The sequence below is a fragment of the Capsulimonas sp. genome (assembly GCF_039929585.1).
Lineage (GTDB): Bacteria > Armatimonadota > Armatimonadia > Armatimonadales > Capsulimonadaceae > Capsulimonas.
Genome location: NZ_JBDSQY010000149.1, coordinates 1 through 24,780 on the forward strand (window position 1 = coordinate 1; position 24,780 = coordinate 24,780).

Consider the following 24,780-nt stretch of genomic DNA (forward strand, 5'->3'; position numbering starts at 1 on the left):
GCCGATCGATATCCACGGCATTGTGATGGTGGAAGATATCCGCCGCGCGATCGGCGGAGGCGTCGTCCGTCTTGACTGTCACCAGCGTACCGCCGCGGCGGACGCCTTCTGCGTAGTAATGGGCTTCGTTTTCCGGAACGCCGATGTTGGTCAGAGCGCCCAGCAGGCCGCCGGCTACCGCGCCGACGCCGGCGCCGGCCAAAGCTGCGGCGATCGGGCCTGCCGCCACGATCGGGCCGATTCCGGGAATGGCGAATGCTCCGAGGCCGACGAGCAAGCCGGCCAGCCCTCCGACCACCGCTCCGGTCCCGGCGCCCTTTCCAGCGCCATGCGCGGCTTCATCGCCCGCGCTTTGATAATTTTCGTTTCCCGCGACCGTACCTGTCGAGTATCGATTCTCGGAATTGTTGGCGATGACGCCGATATCGCTGCGCGAGAAGCCGCCGCTCACTAGTTCTTGGACGACGTTTTGCGCTTCCATCGGATCGTCGAAAAGTCCTACCACTGTTTTGGTCATTGTTCTATGATCTCCGTTGATTTGCTCTTCGTGTCTCTGTGAGGCAATCTTCTTTGCCGTTTCCATATTGCGGTTTACCGCATGGAAATCAATCGTAAACGCAACAGGCGCACAATTGGGCGTTATTTTGAAGAGCGGACACCAGTGAGAGTCTCTAAAGAAATAAGAGACATCCATCAGATCTAGGATGCATGCGAAGTTTACTTCGGCTGCGTCAGCGATGGAAGGATATTGCGCATATTGTTTGCCCAGGATTGTGCGAGCTCCATGGGGGTGCTCTGGTTGAACCGCGCTGTCGCCCTGTCGGCGGTCAGCAGCAGCTGTCCTTTGACGTTGACGACCGCTTCGCCGCCCGATGGCTCCACGGTGATATCGGACGCCATAATCGGGCCCTGGCCTAAAACTTTGTTGACGCGCAGCTGGATCTGATCCGCGCGCTGTTCGGGAGTCATGCCGCCGGCGGCGGTGCGGACTCGCATGATGGGCGTGCCGCCGACAACGACGGCGTTGGTGGACGCAGACTGGGCGCTTGCGGCGCCTAATGTGGCAAAAATGCCAATGGCGGCAAGGATTGGGTATCGAGCTTTCATAATGTTTTACCTCGGCAGCGCCTTATGGCGCATAATATAATGAACTCTTACCCATTCACACACGTATAAAACATGGAATACTCTGTATGTCGATTGTGGTTCGTATGAAATCGTGTTAAAATATGAAAATTATAGCGCCCCCATGTGCGGCGCTGACCATGGAACCCCATGGGTTGATTTCTAAGAGGGGATACAGTGATGGCGTCGTTTAAAGAGAAACTTGTGATGGTGGAGCCCTCGGATGTCGTAATGCTCGCCTGCCAGCGTGCGGCGGCTTCCATGAAGTGGAAGGTGCTCGCGCAGGAGCGAACGCGTTTCGCGATCCGGGAGACACAGTCGGGGGAGCAGTTGCAAATCCCCGTCCAGATCGAAATGAAAATCCTGCCAGTTTCCGGCGGCAGCGGCGTGGAGCTGAATGCATCCAATGTCGGCTTTGGCTCCGCGCAGAACCAGCGGGTGCAGGCGCAGGCCGCCGCTTTTATGAAGAAGGTCCGCTTCGAACTGGATCGCCCGAACATGGAGCGGCGTCAGCAGGAAATCGAGGCCGAGCGCCAGGCGCAGATCCAGCGGGAGCGCGAGGCCGACGATCGCGCCGCGATTGAGGAAGCCGCCCAGCGCGCCAAGGCGCGCGCCGCCATCATGCAGCAGCTTCATGGCGTTCCCGCCGCCGAAGAATCCGTGAATTTGCACGGTTTGGAAGAATCGACGACGGACCGCGATCCCGTGGTTCCCAGCGAAACTCCGGTCGCGCCGGAACGGCATGAAGAGTCGCTCGATGCGCTGATGGAGTTCGTCTCCGCCCCGGCGCGCTCCTCTCCCTCCTCCTATGCGACGCTTTCGCGCGAGCCGCAGCAGGCGGCTGCTCCCGCCTCGACGGATCTGGTCGCGGACCTGGAGCGCCTGGCGAACCTGCATAAAATGGGCGCGCTTACTGAAGAAGAGTTTCGGATGGCGAAGCGCAAACTGCTCCGGCTATAGCGCTTTCGGCGTGGGCCGAGCGATAGAAAGAGGAGAAGCGAACCATGAAACGAATGCCATTTCTTGTGGTCATCGTGGCTTTGGCTTTTGGCTCCATGGCGTGTCCTCGCGCCATGGCCGCTCCACAAGCCGCCAATCGATATGAGACTGCGGGGATTGATGACGAAGCCTCCGTGGGCGTCTTTCTGCGTACGCTCAAAACCGCCGTGCGCCATGGCGACCGCAAGAAAGTCGCGAGCCTGATCGCATTTCCCGTCATTGCGCGTGTGCATGGGAAATCGGAGCAGGTCAAGGATGCGGCGCAGTTTGTTCGCTGGTATCCGCAGATCTTCAATGCGCGTGTCAAAAAGGCTGTTGCCAAGCAGAATGAGAAAGATCTGTTCGTTAACTGGCGCGGTCTGATGATTGGTGACGGCGAGTTGTGGTTCGGGCCGGCCGTCAAAGGCGCTCGCCTGACCATCTTCGCGATCAACAACTGATCCCGCCATAAAACTTATCCCCGTCATCCGTTTGCCGCCCTCTTGAGCGCGGGTATAAATGGATCGGCGGACTTCCGCCGATCTTCCCCGTACGCCCCTGCGGCGTTTCCATGGAAAGGCAAGCTTCACTCGTGAGTATTATTCAGCGTCTTCTGGGACGTGTGTTGCTGCTGCGCTGCGACGGTCCGTTGGATGGAATGGGCTTATCCGCGCAGGAGGTTCTCGATCGGGTTCGCGTCAGCGGCGCCCGCGTCGTTCTCGTGGATGTCACGCAGGCGCCGTACGTCGATTCCAACGGAATCCGATGGCTGCTCAAGCTGCAAAGTTTTTTGGAAGAAACAGGTCGGCATCTGCGAATTGCCGCAAAGCGCGGCGCCGGGGTCTGGCGGATCTTGACGATGATGGGGCCGGTGACGCGGCGCTTGGAGATTTTCGAGGGAATATCCGGCGCTTGGAAAGCAAAGCCGGCGCAGGGCGCGCCGGCCGCGCAGTCTTAGCCTGGATGCGCTGGAAAGCCGCTGTCCGCGCGCATGCGCGGCAGCGCATAGTCCAGCAAATACTTCATATTGACCACATCCTCGCGGTTGTAGCTCAGAAGCAGCCGCAGCGCCTCTTCGGAATTGCGCCCGCCGCGCCGGTATTCGCGCCACAGACGGATGGCGTCGGTTCCCGAAAGCCCATCCGCCTCATCCACACGCGCGATCCCTAGCTGACGCTCGATACTCTTCAGTCCCCCGCGATGCCCCAGCCGTTTGAGCAGGGGACAGAGATCGACATGAAATCTGTCCGCGAAGACGTTCTCCAGTACGGGAAACCGGCGCTTTAGGAACGGAAGATCGAACCCCGTTCCAAAAAACGTCACGAACCCATCATAATCCTGGGCTTCAAAGGCGAACTGCGCTAGATTCTTGTCCTTCAGATACGTATGCGTCTCAAACCCATCGTAGAGACCGATTACCGTGATCGATTCCCCGCCGAACCCACCGTCCGTCTCAATGTCCAGGTACCCGATCTTGGGAAACTCGCTCACTGCCCGCCAGTGCTCTTTTTTTGCGAGGTTATGCGCGAAGTAATCCACGCGCGCCTCCTCCAGCGCCGCGATGCTGTCGGCGACCGTCGTCTCCAGCGCCTCCCGATGCCGAGGCGGCAATTTCAGCCCCGTGGCGCGTTCTACGTAAGCTTCCCAGGTCACCGCGCCCTGGCTCCAAAGCATCTGCTCCGTCGCGGGTCCAACGCCGGGGGCGTGTACAAAAGTGGATGTCAGCATAGTTAGTTCTCGTCTTTAGTATGCGGGACACGCCATCCGAATGTCAAGCACGCATCGAACATTTGTCCTGATCTTGCCTGTGGAAGAGACTGACAGGTATAGTAGAACAAAATCCAAGTCTGGAGAATTTCTATGCCCGGACCACTCGATAACCTTCCCCTGTTACGACCCGGAGTGCGCACGAAACGCGTCTCGTCCTACGACCGAACGGGGGGCAACAACGACTTCGTTCCGATCGCGTCGGGGGAGACGCGGACGCTGGCGGAAGTTACCGGGGCGGGGGTGATCAAACATATTTGGATCACGATCAACTGCGCCGATCCTATGATCCGGCGCAATGCAATCCTTCGTATGTACTGGGATGGGGAGGCGTCGCCGTCGGTGGAGTGTCCGCTGGGGGATTTTTTCGGACAGGGGTGGGGGGAGCAATATCTTTACGCCTCACTGCCGCTGGCGGCGGCGCCTGGGGGCGGCAACGCGCTGAACTGTTACTTCCCGATGCCGTTCGGCGAGGGAGCGCAGATCGAGATCGAGAACCAGTCCGACAAGAATATCGACAATTTCTATTACTATGTCGATTACGAGGAGCATACGGCGGGGATTGGGGCGGAAATCGGGCGTTTTCACGCCTGGTGGAACCGGCAGATGCCGGGGCCGGAATCGGCGTGCGGCGACCGGGAGAACGAATGGGAGACGCTGGGAGTGCAGCCGATCAATCCGTCCGACGCCAACAATCACGTGTTCATGCACGCTGAGGGGGTTGGGCACTATGTCGGCGTCAATTATTATGTCGATTCGCCGACGCCGCTCTGGTACGGCGAGGGTGACGATATGTTCCTGATCGACGGCGAACCGTGGCCCGGCTCTCTGCACGGCACCGGGACGGAGGATTACTTCAACGGCTCCTGGTGCCCCAAAGAGACATATGCGCATCCGTACTTCGGCTACGCGCGCGTGAACGGCGAAACGGGTTTTCTCGGCCGGACGCACTGCTATCGATTCCATCTCGAAGACCCGATTTACTTCGAAAAATCTCTGCGCGCTTCCATCGAACATGGCCACGCGAACTCACTGACGCTGGACCTCGCGACGGTCGCCTACTGGTACCAGAGTGAGCCGCATGCGCCCTTCCCGGCCATCCTCCCGAAAGCGCAGCGGCAGCCAATGCCCAAGATCCTCCCGCAGGACATCCATCGCTGGCGCGACAGCTGGCGGCGCGAACTGGGCGGCGGCCCGCTCTGGGGTAACGAACCGCTGCCAGATTCCACGCGCGTCAAGTAAGGACTTTCAGGCGGCCATCCGCAGCTTCACCTGCGGCGCCTGTTCTTCCAGGCGGAACCGTGCGATCGTGTCCTGAAGCTGGCTAGCCACCCCGGACAGATCGCGTGAGGCGCTAGCAAGGTCTTCTACGGAGGATTGCTGACGGTGGGTGGCCTCCGCAACCATCTCAATGGAGGCGGAGACCTCCTCGGCGGAGGCGCAAAGTTCTTCTGTCGCCGCGGAGCTTTGCTCCATCACGGCGCTTACGTCTCCAATGGCCTGATTGACCTGCTCTGCCGATTGCGTCATCTTGCTGGAAGCCGCGCAGATCTCCTCAACACGCTGCGAGACGGTTTGAATTCCCCGCTCGATCTTTGTGAGTGCGATGCCGGCCTCGGCGGCGAGGGCGGAAGAGGCTTCTACGTCACGCGTGCCCTCCTCCATCGACTGTACGGCCTGCTTCGTGCGGTTCTGTACATCTGAGATCAGCGAAGCGATCTCTTTGGTGGCGATGCCCGATCTTTCGGCGAGCTTGCGGACTTCGTCCGCGACCACCGCGAAGCCGCGTCCGCTTTCTCCCGCCCGAGCCGCTTCGATGGCGGCGTTGAGCGCCAGAAGGTTCGTCTGCGACGCGATATCGTCGATGGTTTCCACAATGGCGCCGATCTGACCCGACGCCGCGCCCAATCCCTGAATAATATCGGCGGATCGTGAGACGGACTTTTGAACGCCCTGCATGCTTTCCATGGATCGCGCCACTGTCCGCGCGCCGTCTCCGGTCACGCGAGTCGCGTCCGTTCCGGCGGACCTAGCCGCGTCGGCGTCCTGAGCCACGGATTGGACGGAGCCCATCATTTCTCGCAGCAGTCCCGCGCTTTGAGTAAGAGAGGCGGCGGCGGTCTCGCTGCCGTGGGCGATTTCACTCGCGCCGCGCGCCGACTGTTCGCTGGCGCTGGAAATTTCGTTCATTGAGGCGCTGACTTCCGCCGCCGACTCGCTGACCATACGCGACGATCCCGCAAGCATGCCCGAAGCCGTCGTCACGGCTTCGGCGCTTTCGGACAGCTCGCCAATCAGTGTGCGCAGCTGACGGTTCATCGCGGCGAAGGCGTGTCCCAGTGTGTCTTTGTCGGAGCGCGGAGTGATCTGGCCGGTGAGGTCTCCATCCGCAATCGCTTCCGCGATGCGGGCCATTCCGTTTTGATAGTCGATCAGCGTGCGCAGAGACTTCGCCAGCTGCCCTGTTTCGTCTCGTGTATCCAGGGTGATTTTCTGGTCGAGATCGCCTTGAGCCAGACCGTCGGCCGCCTTCGCCATCAGCTTCAGAGAGTGGGAAATATTATGGGAGATCGCATAAGCGGCCAAGGATCCGAGCGCCAGCATTGCAATCAGCAGTGTCGTCACTTGAAGCGCGGCGGTTCGGCTCGTCTCTACGGCTTGCCGCGCCAGCGATTGGCCGTACTGCTCATTGAAGCCTGACAATTCCGTGAGCGGATCCTCCACACCCTTGTGAAAAAGCTTTTTCATATCCCCGTTCAGCAGTGTCAGGGCTTCGCTGGTGTGGCGCTGGCGGCTCAAAGCCAGTGCGCGGTCGTTCATCTGAGAGTACGAAGCCCAGCTGTTTTTGAATGTCTCAAAAACGGTGCGTTCTTTGTCCGTCAGCGGCGTCTTCGCGTAGGCGTCGAAATCCCCTTGAAGCGCTGACTGCGCTTCGGCGATCCCCGCATCGTATTTCGCCTTGCCTTCGTCTCCCTGTTCCAGAAGATGCTGAAATTCACGCGTGCGCACCTGCCGCGCCGCACCTGTCATGTGCGCGGCGATTACGGACTTCGGCAGCGGGTTGCGCGCGATCTCCTGAGCAACATCTCCGAGGCGTGTCATGTGGGCCAGCGCCAGCGCTCCCAGAAGAGCGGCGACGGCTAAACACGCCCCAAATCCCAGAGCAAGTTTCCGACCGACTGCAAGATTAGCGAACCATTTCATTTTGAGTTTATCCTACTGATTGAATTGATTTCCGTATCCAATATCGGTAGAAGTACTCGTGCTCGTTAGCTTGCGTTCGAATTTATTCTTATTGTGCTGTCCGCTCGGCTTCTTGATATTGTTTGTTGGTTTCCAACTCGTTATGGGTGGATGCCGGCTTCGACGACGGTGGAATGAGATGTTGGGGACTCCGTGTGCTAAAGAGAGCCGCTTGTTTTTCGGCGCCAGATAAGCCCTGAGCCAATGACGGTAACCGCCACGAGAAAATCGACGGGGATTGGGATGCGTTTGTCGATAGGGAAATCGACCGGCTGCGGTTCCACCGGCTTCTGTGTCTTGGATGTCTGGAAGTAAAGGTCCGCGACTCCAGGCCTTGGTGAGGAATGGTCTTCGAAGGCCGTGAGCCAGAGCTGATCCGGGGCCGAATTTGCGTCCATGCCCGCCGCCTCTGTAATGTCCTCGCGTGACGGCCAGCGATTGGCGGTCCCACTAGGAACGACATTGGCCCAGGCGGTCTTGCCGGGCCACGCCGCTTCCGGCGAGTACATCCCGGCGTCCATGCGTGTGTCACTGAGCAGGAATAGGCGCAGCAGGCGCGGGCCGTACTGAGCGCCGGGTGTTCGCTGATCGGCCGGCTCACTGTAAGGGAAGAATGGCTGATCGGCGTGAAACGTCATGTCCATGGTCGACGAGGCGATACGCCAGTTGGTGGGATCGGTCTTCGCGATCTTGAAAGCCGTGATCGTCCAGTCGCGCTGGACATAAATTTGAAGCCACTGCGTGAGCGACGGACGCGCCTCGTAGCCATGACGCTTCAGCCAGTCGGCTAATTTTGAGGCGCTCTCGGCGCGCAGAACGGTCGCGTCAAATCCGGCGATTTGCTGCGTACGAAGCACGCGCACCGCTTCTTGTGTTTGCGATCGCGGCTCGGATTCTCGCTCTTTGCTGAGCGGTTTGAGAAACATTCCAGGAAGTGTTGAGAGCTTGAAGCCGGTGATCGGCCGTTGGATAAGTTTGGGATGGAATGTCTGATCAAGCTCCGCAAAGAGGTTAGCGTCGCCTTCCGTGAGCTTCGGCGGCTCGGGTGTCGGCACGAGAAAGGTGAAGTTTGTGGCTTTGCTTTGAAAGCTGACGTGACGAATAAAATGCTCGGTATTGGTTTTGCGGTCCCAGACAATCACCGCTTCCTCGGTGGCGACCGATGCCGTTGCTCCCTTTGGCAGCGCCTGCGCGCAGGCGAAGAGGGAATGCGCCGGCATTATTAGTGCGGCGGCAATTACAATCAAGAGCTTATAGTTCTGTGTTTGTGAATGAAACGGCATTGTAATCCCCTGAAAGTTCAAAGCGCCTGGCGCTGACGCCGTCGGCGCGCTATTGCCGCGCCGAGTTTCTTCCAGCCGCCAGCTATCGAGAAAACGATCAAAGCGAAGAATGCAAGGACATCGACATAAATCGGCGTTCGTTCGTCACGCCCGATGAACTTCGTCGGCGGTACGATCTCATCTTGGCTACGGGAGGGTTGAAAGTCAAGATCGCCATCGCCAATACGCGCTGGAGCCCTATCGACAAACGCCGTGATCCATTGCCCCGGTGCGGCGTCCTCCTCACTCAGGGTTAGTTTTTTTCGCAGTTCCGGAGCGAGTCCGGCGGAAAGCCGTTTGGTAAACAGCGTCTCGCCTTGCCAATCATTTGTTCCTGTTTCCAGGACGCCTTCCATTCGCGATGTCGTGAGTAAATAGATGCTCAGGCTGCGAGGAATGGAGCTTCCATTCGGAATTCTGGAATCCGAGGGTTCACTGTATGGGAAAAAGGGCTTCTCCGTGTGGAACGTCATACAAACGCTTGCGGATGGATCTGCTCCCTGATGCCCACCAGCGGTGATTTTGAACGCGGTAATCGCCCAGCCCTTTTGGACATAGGGCGCGAGCCACTTCGACAGCGCGGTTCGCGGCGAATACCCATAGCTGTGCAGCCACTGCTCCAGCGCCCCTGCATCGTTTGCCCGCAGAACCGTCGCGTCGTATCCGCCCACCGTTTCCGAGCTGACGACATCGACTTCGGCCGTCACATTTCCCCCGACTGTCCCCAGTTTGTTCCCGGCGGTCTGACCTAAGTATTCCAGCACGCTAGTGAACCGAATCCCTTGCCTTGGATCAGCGTTGATTTCGGGCTCGCCAAACTTATCGAGGTCCCCGAAGACCTCATCATTGACGGGATTGAGTTTTGGCGCTTCCGGGGTCGGTACAAGAAAACCCACATCCTTTCCGGTCCCCACGAAATCCGCGCGACGAATAAAATGCTCGGTATGTGTCGCGGGATCCCAGACGATGATCGCCTGCTCCTGTGCAATCTCCATGGCCGTTCCCGGCAAGGAGAGCGTCGCACAGGCATGGACCGAGTGTGAGGCCGCAAGGGATCCTGTGATCGCCAGCAGAGTCGGCAGATGTTTAACGGTCAAAAATTGGCGCTGCATTTTCTTTTTTCTTCACGTTTCTTTGTCAGTCGGGATGAATGTCATGAAGAGCCATTCGTACTAGGATATTGTGCTTGCTCCTTTATTATACAGATGTTCTTGGAGATAAGATCCCGTCAAGGAAAAAGCGAACAGGCGCGTCGTTCGACGAATTGAGGTGGAGCGCGGAGGGGCATGACGACGAAATCCGGAGCGTCCTTCAAAAAGGCGAAGAAGCAAACGCCAAGCGTGACGCGGCGTGTTTCATCCACCGTTTCGTGTTTGTGCTCCATGTCGCCTCCATTGCCGCTTGGATATCTCCTACAACGGGAAATGGAGGACATGGTTTCTCTCTGGGGTGAGCGTTATGCGGGGCGCCGTCTCCGAACTTGCCAGAACAGGAGCAAAGCTCCGAGGAGCAGCGCCGCGACGCCGGATGGTTCCGGAACGGCGGCAGGCGCGGGCGCGTTCAGGCCAGCTTCCTGATACTGTCCTTTGGTTTCCAGAACGACCGCGCCGGAGAGCGGCGTAACGATGTGGCTTTCGACGGCGAGTTTGGAAGCGGCGAGACGCTCGTTGTGCGTGGATGCGGCGTGCCGCCAGGTCGCGAGAACGCGGCTTGCGGCGGACACGCTGTCTCCGTCTGAAACATTCGGCGGCAGATAAAGGCCGTTGACGGCGGGCTCTCGGCCGCCGAGCGGAATTTCCGCCGTGTTCGAAGGCGCCGTGGCGGCGCATGCCGCGAGACGGACGGCGTTCTCCATCGCGTGGCTCGTAGTGGCCGAGAGAGCATAGACGCCGTGATCATTTGCGATGGCTTCCATGACGGCGTCTTCGCCGGCCCCGCAGCGGACGCCGACCAGGATCGTGTGATGAATAGGCGAGCCCTTGGCGGTCTTCAGGGTATCGACATCGCAGACGGAATCTGGTTTTGTGTCATGCAGCCACAGGACTGCGGAGGGAGTTGTCCTGGCTTTGGCGGCGCCGCACGCCCACTCAAGCGCCCCCATCGAATCCAGGCCGCCGACATAGTGAAGGTCGCTCCACCAGGAATCGTCGTCTGGGATAGGAGCGCCGGCCGACTCCCATCCGGTCGAACCGCGCTCCGGATGGCGGGAGTTTGCGATCAGATACCGCGAGCCAGCGGGAAGCGCCGCCAGCGCGGCGCGCAATTCGCGCTGCCTCTCGGAGCCCATTGCCTCGCCGACGCGCACCGTGGGATCGATCAGCACGACGAGATTGACGGGGTGCGCGGGCGGCGCAAACGGCGACACACGCCGCACGCGGTCGCTTCCGATTTTGTCGCCTGCCTGCGGCGCCGGACCTCCGGAAATCGTCAGGGCAGGGGGAGTTCGCGTCTCCTTCGCGTTTAGGAGAAGGGAGGCGGTATGAAGATCGCCGCGATCCTCGATTTGCCATTGCGGCGCTCCGCTCAGGCGCCCACTCCCTTGGCTCCATTTTCCTTCCAAATGCATCGAATGACGCAGAGATCGATCGATTCGGAAGTTTGCATCTTCAAGAATGGGCGGCGTGAAGGCGAGAGCCGGAGCCGCAGGGTCGCGCCATTGCAGGGGAGCGGTCATTCCGAGGCGGATCTTCATGGCGCCATGCGCGGGAACAGGGAAGCACTGGGCGAGCACCCGCCCCGGGGCGACGGAAGTCACGAGCAGAGGATCGCGACGTTCCACCACGGCGACTTTCTGATATGCTTCCCGCACGGCTCCCGTCGAACCGAACGCGGCGCTGCGCTCCACGCCGTTGATCCAGAGCGATGCGCGGTCGATTACTCCGCCTTCGGGCAGTAAAATATCCGCGCGCGCTTCCTGAGGCTGGTCGCCGGTATTGCGAAACTCCATGATCCAGTCACACGCTGCGCTTTCCCGATCCGGCGTGAGTGTGCCGTTGAGTTCGGAGGACGCCAGAAGAAGTCCGCGCGCCGGATGTCCCACCTTCGTCCCGCCGGTTTCCTCCACAGCCATGTCCTGTTCCCAGGCGGCGTCTTCCGCGGCGTTGCCCAGGGCGGCGCGTCGCCCCGACGGCGGCGGGGCAGTGGACGCCGACCGGCCCGTCACAAGGTAATACAAGGCCTTGGCGTCAATCTCTCCCTTTGGCTTTTCTTGCCAATCCTCGTCATCAAAACTACTAAAGATCGACGAGAATTGATCCGATCCCATCAGAAACCAGAAGCTGGGGTGGGATACTCCAGAGTTCGCGAGAAGAGCCTCATCGGCGTGGAGGAATTGAAGACGCGTCACCGCTGCGGCGCGCTTTGCCGGTACAGTCATCGCTTCCCGAACGGCCTGGCCGGTTATTATCGGTGCGGCTACCATCTCGATCATCAGAAGCGCGCTCACACAGACCGCCGCTGCGTTCGACAATGGGGAAAGCGTAATCTCCTCCAGCCGCCGCCGCTCTTTAAGCGCCTGAAGCTGATGGCAGAGCACGATCAGGTTGACCAAGGGACTCCAGGCGCAGAAGCCAATGCCAAAAAACATGATCGCGATCAAACTAAGCGGCATCAGCACCAAGAAGCTGAATGTATAGAGCGCGGCGACGACAATTGAAATTATGGTCGCTGCGTAGGCTGCGCCATGGAGCACTCGAAGCCGTTCTGGGGGAATCTCCGCGCTCCGAAGCAGACGTACATTCAGCAGCAATGTCAAGGGGATCAGCCCATAGGCGAAAACAGCGACAGTGTCCGGGAGCGGATCGAACATGATTTCGGAGCAAATCCGGATCGACAGCTCCACCGCCATGGAAATAACGGACAGCAGCGCGGCGATAACGGCGCCGTTCCAGCGTACAGGGCGAATTGTGGGTGACAAGGATAGTTCCCTTTTTCTGATTTAAACTACTTTATAAAACAAAGTATATTGCATGACTGGGAAAATGTCAATCCCAGCTGCGAATTAATCGCGACAGTAGCTGCGCAAGCTTCTGCTGTTCTTCCGCGCCGAGCGCGCTGAGCAGATTGCGTTCGTTTTCCATATGTTCGGCCATCGCTTCATCGATCACTGCCAGTCCCTCGGGCGTCAGGCAAACCAATGTGCCACGCCGGTCGTTGGGGTCGGGACGCCGCGCAATGAAGCCGCTCTGCTCTAGGCGGTCGAGACGGTTTGTCATTGTGCCGGATGTCAGCATCAGCTCCCGGTAGAGGTGTGTCGGGGAAAGCTCGTACGGCGGACCATTGCGGCGCAGCGACGCCAGCACGTCGCCGCCTCCAAAGCTGATCCCATAATGCTCGAAGACGGGCTGAATACGCGTTTTTAGCATCTCCGACGCCATCAGAATACGACCGACCACCGCGATTGTCTCCGTGTTTAGCTCCGGCTGTTCCCTGCGCCACTGCGCCAAAATCTCATCCACACGATCGGTTTGCATATCCCATTATACTTGACAGAAGCATGAAAGAATAGGTATCTTAATTCAAAGTATCTTGAAGTGAAGATAAATTTTAAAGGAGATCGACGAATGACTCTTGTAGGAAAAACGGTGATTGTGGTGGGCGGCGGCTCCGGCATTGGCCTGGGGATCGCGGAAGCGGCGTTCAAAGACGGGGCGGAAGTCGTGATTGTGGGGCGTTCACAGGAGAAGCTCGATCAGGCGTTATTGGGTTTGGGCAGCCCGCCGCAGGTCCGGGCCGTCGTTGCGGACGCCGTTGACGAAGTTCAGATCCAGCGGCTCTTTGAAATGGTCGGAAGCTTTGACCATCTGATCAGCACCGCCGTCTGGGCGGCCTATCAGCCCGTGCGTGAGTTCGATATCGATGAGGCTCGCAGGGCGCTCGACGCCAAGCTTATTGGGCCGTTGATGCTCGTGAAGCACGGCGTCGACCGGATTCGCGTGGGAGGCTCATTCACCTTCACCGGTGGGATCGCGGCGGATCGTCCCGGCCCGCGCGCCTCGGTGCTGGCGGCGGCCAACGCCGGTCTGTCCGGCCTCGTGCGCGCCCTGGCTCTGGAGATCGCCCCGGTTCGCGTCAATTTGATCTCGCCGGGATGGGTGGACACGCCAATCTGGGACACCATTGGCGGCGGAAACAAAGACACGATTCTCGCCCAAATGGCGAGCCGTCTGCCGGTCGGACGCATCGGTTCGCCCGCCGATATCGCGCTGGCGGCTCTGTTTCTGATGGGCAGCGCCTTCACTACGGGGGAAACCCTGAATATCGACGGCGGACATCGGCTGGTGTGAGGACGCGTCCCCACTCCGGGCGATGCTTTAGGAGTGGGGATATTTCAGTCATGCTGTTATTTTTTTGTCTTCAGGCGCAGGACGGTGACGGAATAGGCTGGGAACTCATGTGTGAACGCGGAGCTGACGCCGTGCAGCGTGGTTGTCTTTATGGCGGCTTTTTCTGGATCGGCGATCGTGTTCACGTCTGTGAGCCGGCCGGTCAGCACCTGGGACATGGCGGTTTCTTGGATGCCGTTGACGCCCTGGATATTTACGTCGAGCGAGCGCGGGGCGCTCTCCACATTGACGACTTTCAGGATTACGTCGCCGGACTTCAGATCGCGGCTCGCGGTCGTGAAGAAGGTTGGGGGAACGCTTGGGGTGTCGGTCGCCTCGGTGATCAGTTTGTCGTCGAGATAACAGCGGATCTTCATGCCCTGCACTTCGATCCGAATATCATACCAGCGGCCTGTGTCGACTTTTAGCGGAGCGGCGCCGCCGAACTCCTCCAAGGAACCGTCGTGGGCGCGCTGGAGGGTGGAGCGGCTGTTGTCCCAGCCTCCGATGTTCCACTGGACGTAGTTCGCGCTGTCGAGCGTGTGGAACTTGATCAGGAATCCTTCGTTGCCGCTGATTTTGCGGGCCTTGACACGGTAAGTATAGTCAGTCCAATTGGCGTCGCCGATTAATGCGTCCGTTCCGTTGGTCGCACTGGACTGTGTGAGAACTCCTGCATCCTGCTTCCACTCGCCTGACCCCATCGTCCAGGAGCCGCCTCCCACAGGAAGCAGAGACGCGCCGTTCTGCTCCACTTGGATCTCTTTGAATTCCGCCTGCGTTCCCCAGGTGCCGACGCCGACCTTGCCATGAGGGAGCGCCGGCGCGGGGATGTCGGCGAGCGCGACATCGACGGGAAGTACGACATCGCCTTTGTTCGCGCCGAACATCGCCTGCGCGTAGTAAGACGGTGAGCCGAAGCTGGCGTTCGCGTCGTAACCAATCAGGTTCACCGCCCACTGCCGCGCGCCGGCGTTGACATTGACAAACATCGGGGCGTAGCAGGACATCACGACGACATCGGAGTTGCGCTCCATCCCAATCATCCAGGCGGCGTCGCCGAGGCCGGCGGAGAGGCTGGGGGTGGGGCCCTTCTTGTCGGCGTCCACCCAGGGCGCGCTGACATCCTGAGACGCCCACTCGCCCACGAAGATCTTCGGGCCGCTCCGGTCATAGCTGTCGTAATGCCCGCTGTCGCGCTCCATCTCGGCGGCGGTTTTGTAGAAGTGGTCGTCGATCAGATCGGGCTTGCGCTGAGTGACGTTCGCCGTGGCGATCAGTTGCAGCTTGGGGTACTTCGCTCGGATCGCGTCGTAAAATTGCGTGAAGCGCCCGTCGTAGCTGCGGGACCTGTCGAAAGCGTCCTCGTTGCCGACTTCCACGTACTGGAGCGGGAATGCCTTGGGGTGACCGTCCGCAATCCGCCGCGCGCCCCAGGTCGTGTTTTTGTCGCCGATCAGATACTCGATCTCATCCAGCGCGTCCTGCACGAACGGCTCCAGGGCTGGACCGGGATCCACATGCTCGCCCCCCAGTGAATATCCCGCGTAGACGGCGAGCAGCGGCTCCACCTTCAGATCCTCGCACCACTCCAGAAACTCCAGCAGACCCATGCCGTCGGTCGAGCGATAGCCCCATGGCCCCTGATGCCCTGGCCGCTGCTCGATCGGCCCCAAGGTCTTTTTCCAGTCGAACCGATCGGCGATCGTACCGCCCTCCAGATAGTTACCGCCGGGAAGCCGCAAAAACGTGGGAAACATCTCCGCCTGAAGCGTCATCAAGTCGGCGCGATTGCCGTTCGGACGGTTGTGAAATGTGGGCGGGAAGAGCGATACCTGGTTCAGCCAGACGGTTCCTGTTCCTTTGGCCGAGAGGACAAATCGATATTCTGATCCTTTGCTCGCCGCCGCATTCGTCTTGAGAGTGACCGTGTACTTTTTCCAGGCCGTAGTGGGCGCCGGCGCGGCGGCTGTTGCAGCGATTCGGCTTCCGTCCGCGCTTTCGATCGTTAGCGTCAGCGGACCTTTGAAGTTTCCGTCGGTCTTGGCGTAGAATGATGCCTGGTAAGTCGTGTTGGGGGTGACGGGAATTCCCCAATAGCCGTCGTTTGCCGCGCCGAGGCCGCGCCCCGTACCGCCCGCCGTCACATCCATCCGCAGACACGTCGTCAGCGCGGTTCCCGGGACTGGCTGTGTTGCGTCAAGCGCGATCGACCCATTCGCGCTGTCGCGCATATCGACGGACCAGTGGATAGGGGCGGTGGGATCGTCCTTGAAGACGCGGTTCTGGATCAGCTCGCCGTACAGGCCGCCGTCATACGAATGATTGATTTCTTCCGTCATCAGTCCGTAAAGCATCGGGCTGATTTTGACCCCTGGCTGATCTGCTTTGATCGTCAGCCGTCCTCCCGCTGCGCCGGCCGCAGTCGCAAGCGTCATTGCCGCCACGGTCATGGCCGCCAGCGATCCGAAGTTCCAAGAATGTCGCATCGATAACTTTCTCCTATGGAATAATGCATGAGTCTTGCGCCCAATTGGGCGCGACGAGAATCTTTGATTTTGCTCATTGTAACGTTTAGATGCGTAGTTGTCAATCAAATTCTTTGCGTTATCCCGTGCTAGTTGGCTAATAAATGCGAAAGTGCGATGTTCGGAGAAAACCCCGTATACCCAGGGCGCGCGGCGTCTGAGTTTCCGGCTCCGCCTCTTGCCTCGCGAAGCAAGCGCCGGGTATTCTGGAGAAATCCGGCGCAGAGCGCCATTGTAGGAGAGACAATATGCCGCTCGACCCGCAAGTCGCCGCGCTTCTGGAAAAGATGAACGCCGTCGGCGCCGCACCCATCGGCTCGATCCCCATGGAGCAGGCCCGCGCCGGAGCTGTTGGCCTGATTTCATGGCAGGGCTTGGCGCCTGAAGTCGCTCAAGTTCAGGAAATGACGATCCCTGGCCCGATGTCCGATCTTCCCGTCCGTGTTTACACGCCGGTCGCCTCGTCCGCCGATGGGGCGACGATTGTCTATTTCCATGGCGGCGGCTGGTTCCGCGGCACGCTGGAAGTGTACGATACGCCCTGCCGCTATTTGGCGAATGCGACGGGCTGTACCGTCGTGAGCGTGGACTATCGGCTAGCGCCGGAAAATAAGTTTCCGGCGCCGCTGGAAGACGCTTGGGCCGTCACATGCGCCACGGCGGAGCGTCTCGCCGCCGTCAGCCCGCAGCAGCCACTGATCGTCGCCGGCGACAGCTCCGGCGGCAACCTCGCCGCCGCTGTCGCCCGCCGCGCCCGGGACGCCGGCGGCCCCGAAATCGCCGCCCAGTTCCTCATCTATCCTGTCACCAATTACGCCTTCGACACCCCATCCTACGCCGAGTTCGCCGAAGGCTATTCGCTCACACGCGCCTCCATGGAAACCTGCTGGGGCTATTACCTCAGCGACCCCGCCGAAGGCGCCTCCCCCGACGCCTCCCCCCTCCGCGCCGCCGACTTCACCGGCCTTCCCCCCGCCGTCATCCTCACCTGCGAATACGATCCCCTGCGTGACGACGGCGAACAGTACGCCGCCAAACTCCAAGCCGCCGGCGTTCCAGTGCATCACATGCGATTGCCCGGACTAATCCACGGCGCGCTGCAAATGACGGGAATCGTGGAGGCGTCAAAGAGCATTTTTGAAGAGGCCGGTGTGGGGTTACGAGAAGTTCTCGATGGAAAATGAATGGAGTGGTGAAGAATGGCGCTGAGTGAAGAAGACCGCGAAAGAATATTGCTTCGTGACGACTTAGGGCCGGTGGATCGCTGGGTCATTGAGGAATGCTATTCGTTTCAAGATTCCCATATCCATATGACGCACAAACTTTTAGGCCGATATGTGGATAACCAGCCAGTAGGGGATTGGATGTCGACGGCCGGTCTTGCAATGCACGAGGGTACGCACGCCATTGCTATGATTGCTATGACGGTGATTCCGACGTCGGAGACAAGTTATTGGCATAAGATCTACGCGGCAAGCCTGCTGATGCTGCTTTCGGATTGGTCTTCGCTCGTTCGATACGATATTGAGAACATCAAGCTTCTTCTAGACCCGCCGGAGACATACGATATTAGTTTGTCCTATGTGAAGTTCGTTGGGATCATCCTCAATCATCCGCAGATTTGGACGAAACTCAAACCAGAAGTCCAGGCGAACATCAGGAGAAGCTGTGAACGGCTTGAATTACCGGAGCCCGCATCTCTCAAGACGAAACGCGAATGCCACAAGGCGTTAAAGTCGATTTTGGAAGATTGGCGACGACGAAATAAGGTTTAGGCCCAGGCGCTATGCAAACTCGGGTCTCGCGGAGAATTCCACGCGGTCGTACAGTTTGTTTATAGGAAGCTTGCAGCCGATTGCGTCCAGATTTACGTCGCCTTCCAGTGAATTAATCTCAGTCAGGAGCCACTTGTCGTCTTCCTGGCGAGTATAAAGCTCCACGTGAGGCTGATCCTGAGCGATGAGTACATAATGGCTAATAGAAGCTTGACGCCGATAGTAAGCGAACTTCAGGCCACGGTCATACGCCTCTGTGGAGGGTGAGAGCACTTCCACGATTACAATGGGATTGGTTAGGGTGTCGACTGCGGAGTCTGAGAACTGTGGATCGCAAGCGATGCTGACATCCGGGTATGTGTAGAGGCCGCCTGGGTTGACAAGGACGCGCATGTCGCTGCCGAATGGGGCGCAAGAACGTCCTTCCAACTGATTGCCAAGAAGCCTATAGGCATTGCCTGCAATGTAACTGTGCGCGCGGCTGCCGCCAGACATTGCAAAGATCTCGCCGTGAACGTATTCACTGCGAAATTCGGCCTGCCGTTCCATCGCGAGATATTCTTCTGGGGTGTACAGCCGGTGCGCTTGCGTCGCCATGATTTCAATCCTCAGCTTATTATATCACTTTTCGTGATTTACAGCGCCGCTTCCAGTCCCCCCTGGGAGAGGCCGCGCAGGCGGGCGATGTCGCGCAGGGGCGGGGCGCCGAAGAGGCGGCTGTATTCGCGGCTGAACTGGGTGGGGCTTTCGTAGCCGACCTGGAAGCTGGCGGTGCTGGCGTCCATCGCTTCGCCGAGCATCAGACGGCGGGCTTCCTGGAGGCGCAGCTGCTTTTGGTATTGCAGCGGGCTCATGGCGGTGACCGCCTTGAAGTGCTGGTGCAGGTTTGACGATCCCATGTTGGCTTCGCGTGCGAGGGTTTCAATACGGAACGGCTGCGCGTAGTTGCGCTTGAGCCAGGAGATCGCGGCAGCGACGCGCTGGGTGTGGTCGCTGCCGGAGGCGATCTGGCGCAGATGTGCGCCTTGCTCGCCGGTGAGCAGTCGGTAGAGAATCTCGCGCATGGCAAGCGGCGCGAGCACTCGAATATCCGGGGGTGTATCCAAAAGCCGCAAAAGCCGCAGGATGGCGTCCAGCAGGGGCGTCGCGATGGGGCTGACGCTGAGGCCCCGTCCAGAATGACGGACGCGCGGCGCCGGCAGGTCCGACGCCTCCACGATCAGCGCCGCGATCTCGCCGGGATCGATGCTGAGGCTCATGCCAAGATACGGCGTTTCCGGCGTCGCGGAGGTCACCTGCCCGACGATGGGCAGATCGACGGACGCCAGCAGGCATTGCCACGGATTGTAACGGAAGATATCTTCCCCAAGCATTAGCTGCTTGTCGCCCTGCGCCACCAGGCAGAGCGAAGGCTCGTAAATCGCATGGATCGGCTCGGAAGGCGCGGAGGCGCGAAAGAGCCGAAGGCCGGAGATCGGCGTCGAGTGCGCGCCGTCCTTCCCGGTATGTCGCTCCATGATCTGCGCCAGCTCCGCCCACCGTTCATCTTTTGGTGTTATCGATCTATTCATGCCCATGACACTTCTTTCCTAACGTCTTCCTACATTGTACCTGACTTGCCTCCCCATCGATTTGTAGATATGGAGTATTAGGCAATAATGGCAGAGAATTGAGCTAACAGTGTTCATCACTTGCGGAGCATAATACAAGTGTACTCAAGAAGCGTATCGCAGTGCGATGAAGGAATAAGAAGGAGATCGATATGGCCACAATGGAAGCAAAGTCGGGAATTGAAGGCAAAGTCGTCGTGATTACTGGCGCGAGCAGCGGTATCGGCGAGGCGACGGCGCGGGTGCTGGCGCAGCGCGGCGCGCATGTCGTGCTAGGGGCGCGGCGCACGGATCGACTGGAGGCGCTCGCCGCCGAGATTCAGGCCGCCGGCGGGTCGGCTGCGTTTCGAACATTGGACGTGACGGATCGTGACGATATGGAGGCATTCGTACAATTTGCGCTGACGACATTCGGTCGCCTGGATGTTGTCGTGAATAATGCCGGCGTGATGCCGCTGTCGGCGCTGGAGGCGCTGAAGGTGGATGAGTGGGACCGGATGGTCGATGTCAACATCAAGGGTGTGCTCTACGGGATTGCCGCCGGACTGCCGGTGATGAAGGGGCAAGGCTTTGGACAGTTCATCAACGTCTCATCGATCGGCGGACATCGCGTGTCTCCGACAGCGGCGGTGTACTGCGCGACGAAATACGCCGTCATCGCGATCTCGGAGGGGTTGCGCCAGGAGAATACGGACATTCGGGTGACCGTGATCTCTCCGGGAGTCACGACTTCAGAACTCGCCGAGAGCATCACCGATCCAGAGGCGCAGGCGGGAATGAAGAGCTTCCGGAGCATCGCAATCTCCGCAGAAGCCGTCGCCAACTCGATTGCGTACGCGATTGATCAGCCGGAAGATGTGGAGGTCAGCGAGATCATTATTCGCCCGACCGCCAGTCCGTACTAACAGCGATCGAAGCCTCTGAATATTCACATTCAGAGGCTTCTGTCTTGCGAGAGTTTGTGAAATAATGCGCAAACTTTGCTCTGGATTAAGGTATAATTGAGTCATAGTTTGGGCGCGGAAGTTGGCGCCCATTTTGTGTTTCTTTGTGGGTTTGAACAATGGCGATCGACCTTACTGACAGAATTATTCAGCCGGCTCCAGCGCCGAAAAAAGGGCGCTGGAATCCTTGGCGGCGCGTGGCGCAGATTTTATGCGGCGTGCTGCTGGTGGCGCTGCCGCTGACCAACGGCATGCGTCTCGACGTGCGCCGTCATGAATTCTACTTTGCCTGGCATCGCACGGCGGCCCAGGATCTGCTGATGCTGTTCTGGGTGTCGATGCTCGCCACCTGGGCATTGGTGGCCGTGTCGGTTTTGTACGGGCGTCTCTGGTGCGGCTGGATCTGCCCGCAAACCATGGCGAGCGACTTTGCTGATTCGCTAAAAAAGCGTCTGGACAAGGCGTTGCGTACACGCCCCGGTCAGCCCCGCTTTGCGCTGTCGCGCGGGATCTGGTCGCTGATTTTGCTGGCGATGTCGGTGGGAACGGGAATGGCCGTCGCCGCCTACTGGCTCGCGCCCGCAGAAGTCGGCCGTGCGGCCCTGCGTCCGTGGACCGACGTTCCCGCCGCGCTGACAGTCTATATTATCGCCGCTGTGGTCGCTGCGGATATGCTCTGGGTGCGCCGCAAGTTCTGCTTCTCCGCCTGTCCGTATGGCCCGCTGATGGGGATCGTCGCGGACAAGAACACCCTCGCCGTGCGTTATCTGAACGAGCGTGAGGATGATTGCATTAAATGCGGCAAGTGCGTTGTCGATTGCCCGATGGGGATCGATATCAAGCAGGGCGCCGGCCAGCTTGCATGCATCAATTGCGGCATTTGCGTCGATTCGTGCAATGATGTCCTGGGGAAGCGCGGCAAGGCGGGCTTGATCGAATATCGTTATGGCCTTGAGCCTGAGCGCGCCACCAGCAATCTGTCCTGGAAGCAGCGACTGGGCTTCTGGGACGCCACGCGGTTCTGGGTGCTGGCGACGCTGCTCGTCTTCGCCGGTTATGTCGGTCTCTCCCTGTTCGGGCATGAGAAGATGACGGTGAACGCAATCGCCAACGGCGCGATCACGCAGGATGCTTCCGGAATCCACAACGGCTATTTATTGACCGTGCAGAATGGAACTCCCGAGCCGCAAACATACGCCCTATCCGTGGACGGCATGAACGCCCGCGCCGAAATCGATGGATCCCAAACCCTCACCTTGGCGCCGCGCGAGCAGCGCGCCGCGCCGCTGATCCTCACTGGCAACGCCGCTCCTGGGGAGCGCAAGGTCGTGACGCTCAACCTGGTGTCGGCCAAGGAACGGGCTAAAGTTCCGCTGGTGTTTTATCGGCCGCAGTAGGGGATCAAGAAAGCAAAACCATGGCTAAAAGTTGGAGCAATCGCAAAGTTACGAATTATGTCAGTCCTGTGGTGCGGGCGCGCAACCGGCCGTCCAGCAGCAGCATCTTTTTGGTGGCGCTCGTGGTGCTTTTTATCTTCTTTTTCGGCTTGATGATCACCATTACCGCGCAGGTCACGATGCACCCGAAGACGATGTACAAGAACACCAACCCTCAGCCCGGAGACTCGCAGTAGGCGTATAAGACCCATGGCGACTACACCCACGGCGGCGCCCCCCGTCGTTTGCGATCTTTGTGGACTGGCCGCACATGCCCCGATCACGGAGACAGTCCAGGGCGGCGAGGCGCGCGTGTTCTGCTGCCGAGGCTGTCGGCAGGTCTACCAGATCCTGGTCGAGAGCGGCGAACTCGCGCCCGGCGCCGATCCGCGTGAATCTCCCCTGTATCAGCAGTGTCTTCAGATGGGACTGATCGCCCGTCCGGACGCTCCCGCTGAGCCTGCGCCCGCTTATCCTGTCGGCGATCCAATCAATCCCAATCCCTTTAATGAGCTGGAAGCGACACGTGAGGCGGCCTTTCAGGTCGGCGGCATGTGGTGTTCGTCCTGCGCGTGGCTGATTGAGAACGCCTTAAAACACGAGAAGGGCGTGATGGACTGCCAGGTCTACTTCGCCTCGGATGTCGTGCGCGTGACCTATAAGCCGGCGCGTATCGACCAAAACGATCTCGCGGCGCGTATTCGCCGATTGGGATATACAGCGGAGAATTATTCCGACAAAGGCTCCGAAAGCCAGACCGCCGCGACCAAGGCGCGGCGCGGCGATTTCGTACGCGCGGTGCTCGCGTTAGTCTTCGCGCTGAACGCCGGCATGTTCAGCATGGCGCTCTATCTGAACTACTGGCAGACGCTCGCCGCAGATGAGAAGGTGATGCTTTCGCGCTGGGCGCTGGCGCTGTCCCTGCCCGTGATGTGGGCCGGCTGGCCCATCTTTCAGCGCGCCGCTCAGGCGGCGCGGCGCGGCGCGGCGACCATGGAGACGCTGATTACCCTCGGTTCCTGGACCGCATTTCTCTTCAGCCTCTGGTCGATGGCGCATGGCAGCGTCCATGTGTACTTCGACACCTCGGATATGCTGATTGCCTTAGTCTTGATCGGCAAGCACATCGAATCCGGCGCGAAGGGCGATGCGGCGGGGGCGGTCGCGCTGCTGTATGGCCTGCTGCCACGCAAGGCGACGGTGGTGACCGAAGATGGGCGCGAGTCGCTGGTGGCGCTCGGCAAGCTGGGGGTGGGGGACCGCGTACTGGTCCGCCCCGGCGAGCGTGTCCCCGCCGACGGTCGCGTCGTTTCGGGAACCGCTCAGGTCGATGAAAGCCTTTTGACGGGCGAATCGCGTCCAGTGACCAAAAGCGTTGGCGATGAGGTGATCGGCGCGACCGTCGCCACCGACGCCCCGCTCACCCTGGAAGTGACGCGCATTGGCGACGGCGGAACTCTGGCGCAGATGATCGCGCTGGTGGAAAAGGCGCTCGCCACGAAGTCCCCCGCCGAACGCTGGGCGGACCGGATCTCCCGCGTCTTCATTCCCGCGATTATCACCCTGGCCGCTGGGACAGGATTGCTTCTGGCGCTGACCCATCACTCGGCCGAGCAAGTTCTAGTCCGCGCAGTCTCGATTTTGGTGATTGCGTGTCCCTGCGCGCTGGGCCTGGCGACGCCGCTGGCGATCACGACAGGCGTCGGCGCGGCGGCCAAGCGCGGAATTTTGATCGTGAACACCGAAGTGATGGAAGTGCTGCCGCGTGTCCGCCATATCATTTTGGACAAGACCGGCACCCTCACCGAAGGCGTTTTCGCCGTGCGCGGCTTTGAAACGACGGCGCAGGGACGGCCCGATGATCTGCACGCCGTCGCCGCCTTAGAACGAAACTCCGAGCATCCGCTGGGCCGCTCGCTGCTCGCCTATGCCGAAGGTCAGGGGCGCCCAGCGCAGGGAGAAGTCCTGGAATTCGAGCGCCATGAAGCGGCGGGCGTGACGGGATTGGTGGACGGCGTCCGCTGGTTCGTCGGCAACCGCGCGCTGGCGAAATCTGAGCAGGCGGCGCTGCCGCCGGACATTCTGTCGCGCGCCGAAGCCGAGGAAGCCGTCGGCAGTACCGTCCTCTTCTACGGCGTCGCCGGATCTGTGCGCGGATACTTCATCCTCGGCGACGCGCCCCGGGCCGGCGCCCGCGAATCCATCGATCGATTACAGCAGATGGGCCTCACCCTGGAGCTGCTCTCCGGCGATGCCGCCGCGACGGTTCAAGCCGTCGCGCACTCCGTCGGCATCGAACGCGCCACCGCCGAGATGCGTCCTGAAGCCAAAGTCGCCCACCTGCGCGCCGTCCAGGAAGCGAACGGCGCCACGGTGGTCGCGATGGTTGGCGACGGCGTCAACGACGCCCCCGCGCTCGCCCAGGCAAACGTCGGGATCGCCTTCGGCTCCGGAACCGAAATCGCCCAGCGCGCCGCCGACATCACCCTGCTCTCAGGCGACCTCACCCGCCTCGCCGACCTCTTCACCATCTCACGCAAGACCGCCGCCATCATCCGTCAGAACCTCTTCTGGGCCTGCCTCTACAACGCCGTCTGCATTCCGATCGCCATCGCCGGCTTCGCCCCTCCCGTTGTCGCCGCCGCCGCCATGCTCGTCAGCAGCCTCAGCGTCGTCTTCAACACCAAACGCCTCCGACGCGGGCTGGAAAAATAAGGCGCGCAGCGCC

22 protein-coding genes are annotated in these 24,780 nt (G+C 60.0%); 11 read left to right on the forward strand and 11 right to left on the reverse strand.

Annotated features, from left to right (window positions below; all coding sequences use genetic code 11):
• Together ABIZ35_RS10180 and ABIZ35_RS10185 are read right to left on the reverse strand one after the other, a co-directional pair.
• Positions 1-517: general stress protein (locus tag ABIZ35_RS10180; RefSeq protein ID WP_348219785.1), on the reverse strand; the 517-nt coding region annotated here is incomplete at its 3' end.
• A 200-nt stretch (positions 518-717) separates the two neighbouring features.
• Positions 718-1,107 (reverse strand): hypothetical protein, encoded by a 390-nt coding sequence (locus tag ABIZ35_RS10185; RefSeq protein WP_348219786.1) that lies wholly within the window; start codon positions 1,105-1,107, stop codon positions 718-720.
• A 198-nt stretch (positions 1,108-1,305) separates the two neighbouring features.
• Here ABIZ35_RS10185 and ABIZ35_RS10190 point away from each other — a divergent pair, with 198 nt between their 5' ends.
• The 3 genes from ABIZ35_RS10190 (at position 1,306) to ABIZ35_RS10200 (ending at position 3,061) form a co-directional block, all read left to right on the forward strand.
• A complete protein-coding gene (locus tag ABIZ35_RS10190) occupies positions 1,306-2,085 on the forward strand; it encodes an SHOCT domain-containing protein (RefSeq protein WP_348219787.1) in 780 nt (259 codons plus the stop codon).
• A 44-nt stretch (positions 2,086-2,129) separates the two neighbouring features.
• On the forward strand, positions 2,130-2,564 hold the full coding sequence (locus tag ABIZ35_RS10195) for a hypothetical protein (protein ID WP_348219788.1): 435 nt from the start codon (positions 2,130-2,132) through the stop codon (positions 2,562-2,564).
• A 131-nt stretch (positions 2,565-2,695) separates the two neighbouring features.
• On the forward strand, positions 2,696-3,061 hold the full coding sequence (locus ABIZ35_RS10200; RefSeq protein WP_348219789.1) for an STAS domain-containing protein: 366 nt from the start codon (positions 2,696-2,698) through the stop codon (positions 3,059-3,061).
• Here ABIZ35_RS10200 and ABIZ35_RS10205 read toward each other — a convergent pair.
• Entirely contained in the window at positions 3,058-3,831 is a 774-nt protein-coding gene (locus ABIZ35_RS10205; protein ID WP_348219790.1) for a ribonuclease H-like domain-containing protein, read from the reverse strand. The genes ABIZ35_RS10200 and ABIZ35_RS10205 overlap by 4 nt on opposite strands.
• A 132-nt stretch (positions 3,832-3,963) precedes the next feature.
• On the opposite strand from ABIZ35_RS10205, the gene ABIZ35_RS10210 reads away from it, so the two are divergent.
• Positions 3,964-5,112 (forward strand): glycoside hydrolase family 172 protein, encoded by a 1,149-nt coding sequence (locus tag ABIZ35_RS10210; protein ID WP_348219791.1) that lies wholly within the window; start codon positions 3,964-3,966, stop codon positions 5,110-5,112.
• Positions 5,113-5,118: 6 nt separating this feature from the next.
• Here ABIZ35_RS10210 and ABIZ35_RS10215 read toward each other — a convergent pair whose 3' ends face one another.
• From ABIZ35_RS10215 to ABIZ35_RS10235, 5 genes are all read right to left on the reverse strand, one after another.
• The gene (locus tag ABIZ35_RS10215) at positions 5,119-7,074 is read right to left on the reverse strand and encodes a HAMP domain-containing methyl-accepting chemotaxis protein (RefSeq protein ID WP_348219792.1); all 1,956 of its coding nucleotides are present in this window, start codon (positions 7,072-7,074) and stop codon (positions 5,119-5,121) included.
• 197 nt (positions 7,075-7,271) lie between these two features.
• The gene (locus ABIZ35_RS10220) at positions 7,272-8,396 is read right to left on the reverse strand and encodes a DUF2330 domain-containing protein (RefSeq protein ID WP_348219793.1); all 1,125 of its coding nucleotides are present in this window, start codon (positions 8,394-8,396) and stop codon (positions 7,272-7,274) included.
• A 17-nt stretch (positions 8,397-8,413) separates the two neighbouring features.
• Entirely contained in the window at positions 8,414-9,532 is a 1,119-nt protein-coding gene (locus tag ABIZ35_RS10225; RefSeq protein ID WP_348219794.1) for a DUF2330 domain-containing protein, read from the reverse strand.
• Between the two features lie 359 nt (positions 9,533-9,891).
• Positions 9,892-12,351: a PEP-CTERM sorting domain-containing protein gene (locus ABIZ35_RS10230; protein ID WP_348219795.1), complete on the reverse strand. Its 2,460-nt coding sequence runs from the start codon at positions 12,349-12,351 to the stop codon at positions 9,892-9,894.
• A 67-nt stretch (positions 12,352-12,418) separates the two neighbouring features.
• Complete coding sequence (locus tag ABIZ35_RS10235; protein ID WP_348219796.1) at positions 12,419-12,907, reverse strand: MarR family transcriptional regulator; 489 nt, start codon at positions 12,905-12,907, stop codon at positions 12,419-12,421.
• A gap of 90 nt (positions 12,908-12,997) precedes the next feature.
• On the opposite strand from ABIZ35_RS10235, the gene ABIZ35_RS10240 reads away from it, so the two are divergent.
• Positions 12,998-13,720, forward strand: coding sequence for an SDR family oxidoreductase (locus tag ABIZ35_RS10240; protein ID WP_348219797.1), 723 nt, complete (start codon positions 12,998-13,000; stop codon positions 13,718-13,720).
• Between the two features lie 56 nt (positions 13,721-13,776).
• On the opposite strand, the gene ABIZ35_RS10245 is transcribed toward ABIZ35_RS10240, so the two are convergent.
• The gene (locus tag ABIZ35_RS10245) at positions 13,777-16,248 is read right to left on the reverse strand and encodes an alpha-L-arabinofuranosidase C-terminal domain-containing protein (protein WP_348219798.1); all 2,472 of its coding nucleotides are present in this window, start codon (positions 16,246-16,248) and stop codon (positions 13,777-13,779) included.
• Positions 16,249-16,535: 287 nt separating this feature from the next.
• Between ABIZ35_RS10245 and ABIZ35_RS10250 the strand changes: the two genes are divergently transcribed.
• Positions 16,536-17,471, forward strand: coding sequence for an alpha/beta hydrolase (locus tag ABIZ35_RS10250; RefSeq protein WP_348219799.1), 936 nt, complete (start codon positions 16,536-16,538; stop codon positions 17,469-17,471).
• Positions 17,472-17,486: 15 nt separating this feature from the next.
• On the forward strand, positions 17,487-18,062 hold the full coding sequence (locus ABIZ35_RS10255) for a hypothetical protein (protein ID WP_348219800.1): 576 nt from the start codon (positions 17,487-17,489) through the stop codon (positions 18,060-18,062).
• Between the two features lie 9 nt (positions 18,063-18,071).
• Here the strand turns inward: ABIZ35_RS10255 and ABIZ35_RS10260 are convergent, their stop codons facing one another.
• Together ABIZ35_RS10260 and ABIZ35_RS10265 are read right to left on the reverse strand one after the other, a co-directional pair.
• Entirely contained in the window at positions 18,072-18,659 is a 588-nt protein-coding gene (locus ABIZ35_RS10260) for a Uma2 family endonuclease (RefSeq protein WP_348219801.1), read from the reverse strand.
• A 38-nt stretch (positions 18,660-18,697) separates the two neighbouring features.
• Positions 18,698-19,633, reverse strand: a complete 936-nt coding sequence (locus tag ABIZ35_RS10265; protein WP_348219802.1) for an AraC family transcriptional regulator — start codon at positions 19,631-19,633, stop codon at positions 18,698-18,700.
• A 200-nt stretch (positions 19,634-19,833) separates the two neighbouring features.
• Here ABIZ35_RS10265 and ABIZ35_RS10270 point away from each other — a divergent pair, with 200 nt between their 5' ends.
• From ABIZ35_RS10270 to ABIZ35_RS10285, 4 genes are all read left to right on the forward strand, one after another.
• The gene (locus tag ABIZ35_RS10270; protein ID WP_348219836.1) at positions 19,834-20,577 is read left to right on the forward strand and encodes an SDR family oxidoreductase; all 744 of its coding nucleotides are present in this window, start codon (positions 19,834-19,836) and stop codon (positions 20,575-20,577) included.
• 236 nt (positions 20,578-20,813) lie between these two features.
• On the forward strand, positions 20,814-22,013 hold the full coding sequence (locus ABIZ35_RS10275; protein WP_348219803.1) for a 4Fe-4S dicluster domain-containing protein: 1,200 nt from the start codon (positions 20,814-20,816) through the stop codon (positions 22,011-22,013).
• Between the two features lie 20 nt (positions 22,014-22,033).
• Positions 22,034-22,249, forward strand: a complete 216-nt coding sequence (locus tag ABIZ35_RS10280; RefSeq protein ID WP_348219804.1) for a hypothetical protein — start codon at positions 22,034-22,036, stop codon at positions 22,247-22,249.
• 13 nt (positions 22,250-22,262) lie between these two features.
• A complete protein-coding gene (locus ABIZ35_RS10285; protein WP_348219805.1) occupies positions 22,263-24,767 on the forward strand; it encodes a heavy metal translocating P-type ATPase in 2,505 nt (834 codons plus the stop codon).
• Positions 24,768-24,780: the final 13 nt, after the last annotated feature.

Coding starts and splice junctions, on each gene's coding strand:
- ABIZ35_RS10185 (WP_348219786.1), bottom strand. CDS start 1,107: ATGAAAGCTCGATACCCAATCCTTGCCGCCATTGGCATTTTTGCCACA.
- ABIZ35_RS10190 (WP_348219787.1), top strand. CDS start 1,306: ATGGCGTCGTTTAAAGAGAAACTTGTGATGGTGGAGCCCTCGGATGTC.
- ABIZ35_RS10195 (WP_348219788.1), top strand. CDS start 2,130: ATGAAACGAATGCCATTTCTTGTGGTCATCGTGGCTTTGGCTTTTGGC.
- ABIZ35_RS10205 (WP_348219790.1), bottom strand. CDS start 3,831: ATGCTGACATCCACTTTTGTACACGCCCCCGGCGTTGGACCCGCGACG.
- ABIZ35_RS10210 (WP_348219791.1), top strand. CDS start 3,964: ATGCCCGGACCACTCGATAACCTTCCCCTGTTACGACCCGGAGTGCGC.
- ABIZ35_RS10215 (WP_348219792.1), bottom strand. CDS start 7,074: ATGAAATGGTTCGCTAATCTTGCAGTCGGTCGGAAACTTGCTCTGGGA.
- ABIZ35_RS10220 (WP_348219793.1), bottom strand. CDS start 8,396: ATGCCGTTTCATTCACAAACACAGAACTATAAGCTCTTGATTGTAATT.
- ABIZ35_RS10235 (WP_348219796.1), bottom strand. CDS start 12,907: ATGCAAACCGATCGTGTGGATGAGATTTTGGCGCAGTGGCGCAGGGAA.
- ABIZ35_RS10240 (WP_348219797.1), top strand. CDS start 12,998: ATGACTCTTGTAGGAAAAACGGTGATTGTGGTGGGCGGCGGCTCCGGC.
- ABIZ35_RS10245 (WP_348219798.1), bottom strand. CDS start 16,248: ATGCGACATTCTTGGAACTTCGGATCGCTGGCGGCCATGACCGTGGCG.
- ABIZ35_RS10250 (WP_348219799.1), top strand. CDS start 16,536: ATGCCGCTCGACCCGCAAGTCGCCGCGCTTCTGGAAAAGATGAACGCC.
- ABIZ35_RS10255 (WP_348219800.1), top strand. CDS start 17,487: ATGGCGCTGAGTGAAGAAGACCGCGAAAGAATATTGCTTCGTGACGAC.
- ABIZ35_RS10260 (WP_348219801.1), bottom strand. CDS start 18,659: ATGGCGACGCAAGCGCACCGGCTGTACACCCCAGAAGAATATCTCGCG.
- ABIZ35_RS10265 (WP_348219802.1), bottom strand. CDS start 19,633: ATGAATAGATCGATAACACCAAAAGATGAACGGTGGGCGGAGCTGGCG.
- ABIZ35_RS10270 (WP_348219836.1), top strand. CDS start 19,834: ATGGAAGCAAAGTCGGGAATTGAAGGCAAAGTCGTCGTGATTACTGGC.
- ABIZ35_RS10280 (WP_348219804.1), top strand. CDS start 22,034: ATGGCTAAAAGTTGGAGCAATCGCAAAGTTACGAATTATGTCAGTCCT.
- ABIZ35_RS10285 (WP_348219805.1), top strand. CDS start 22,263: ATGGCGACTACACCCACGGCGGCGCCCCCCGTCGTTTGCGATCTTTGT.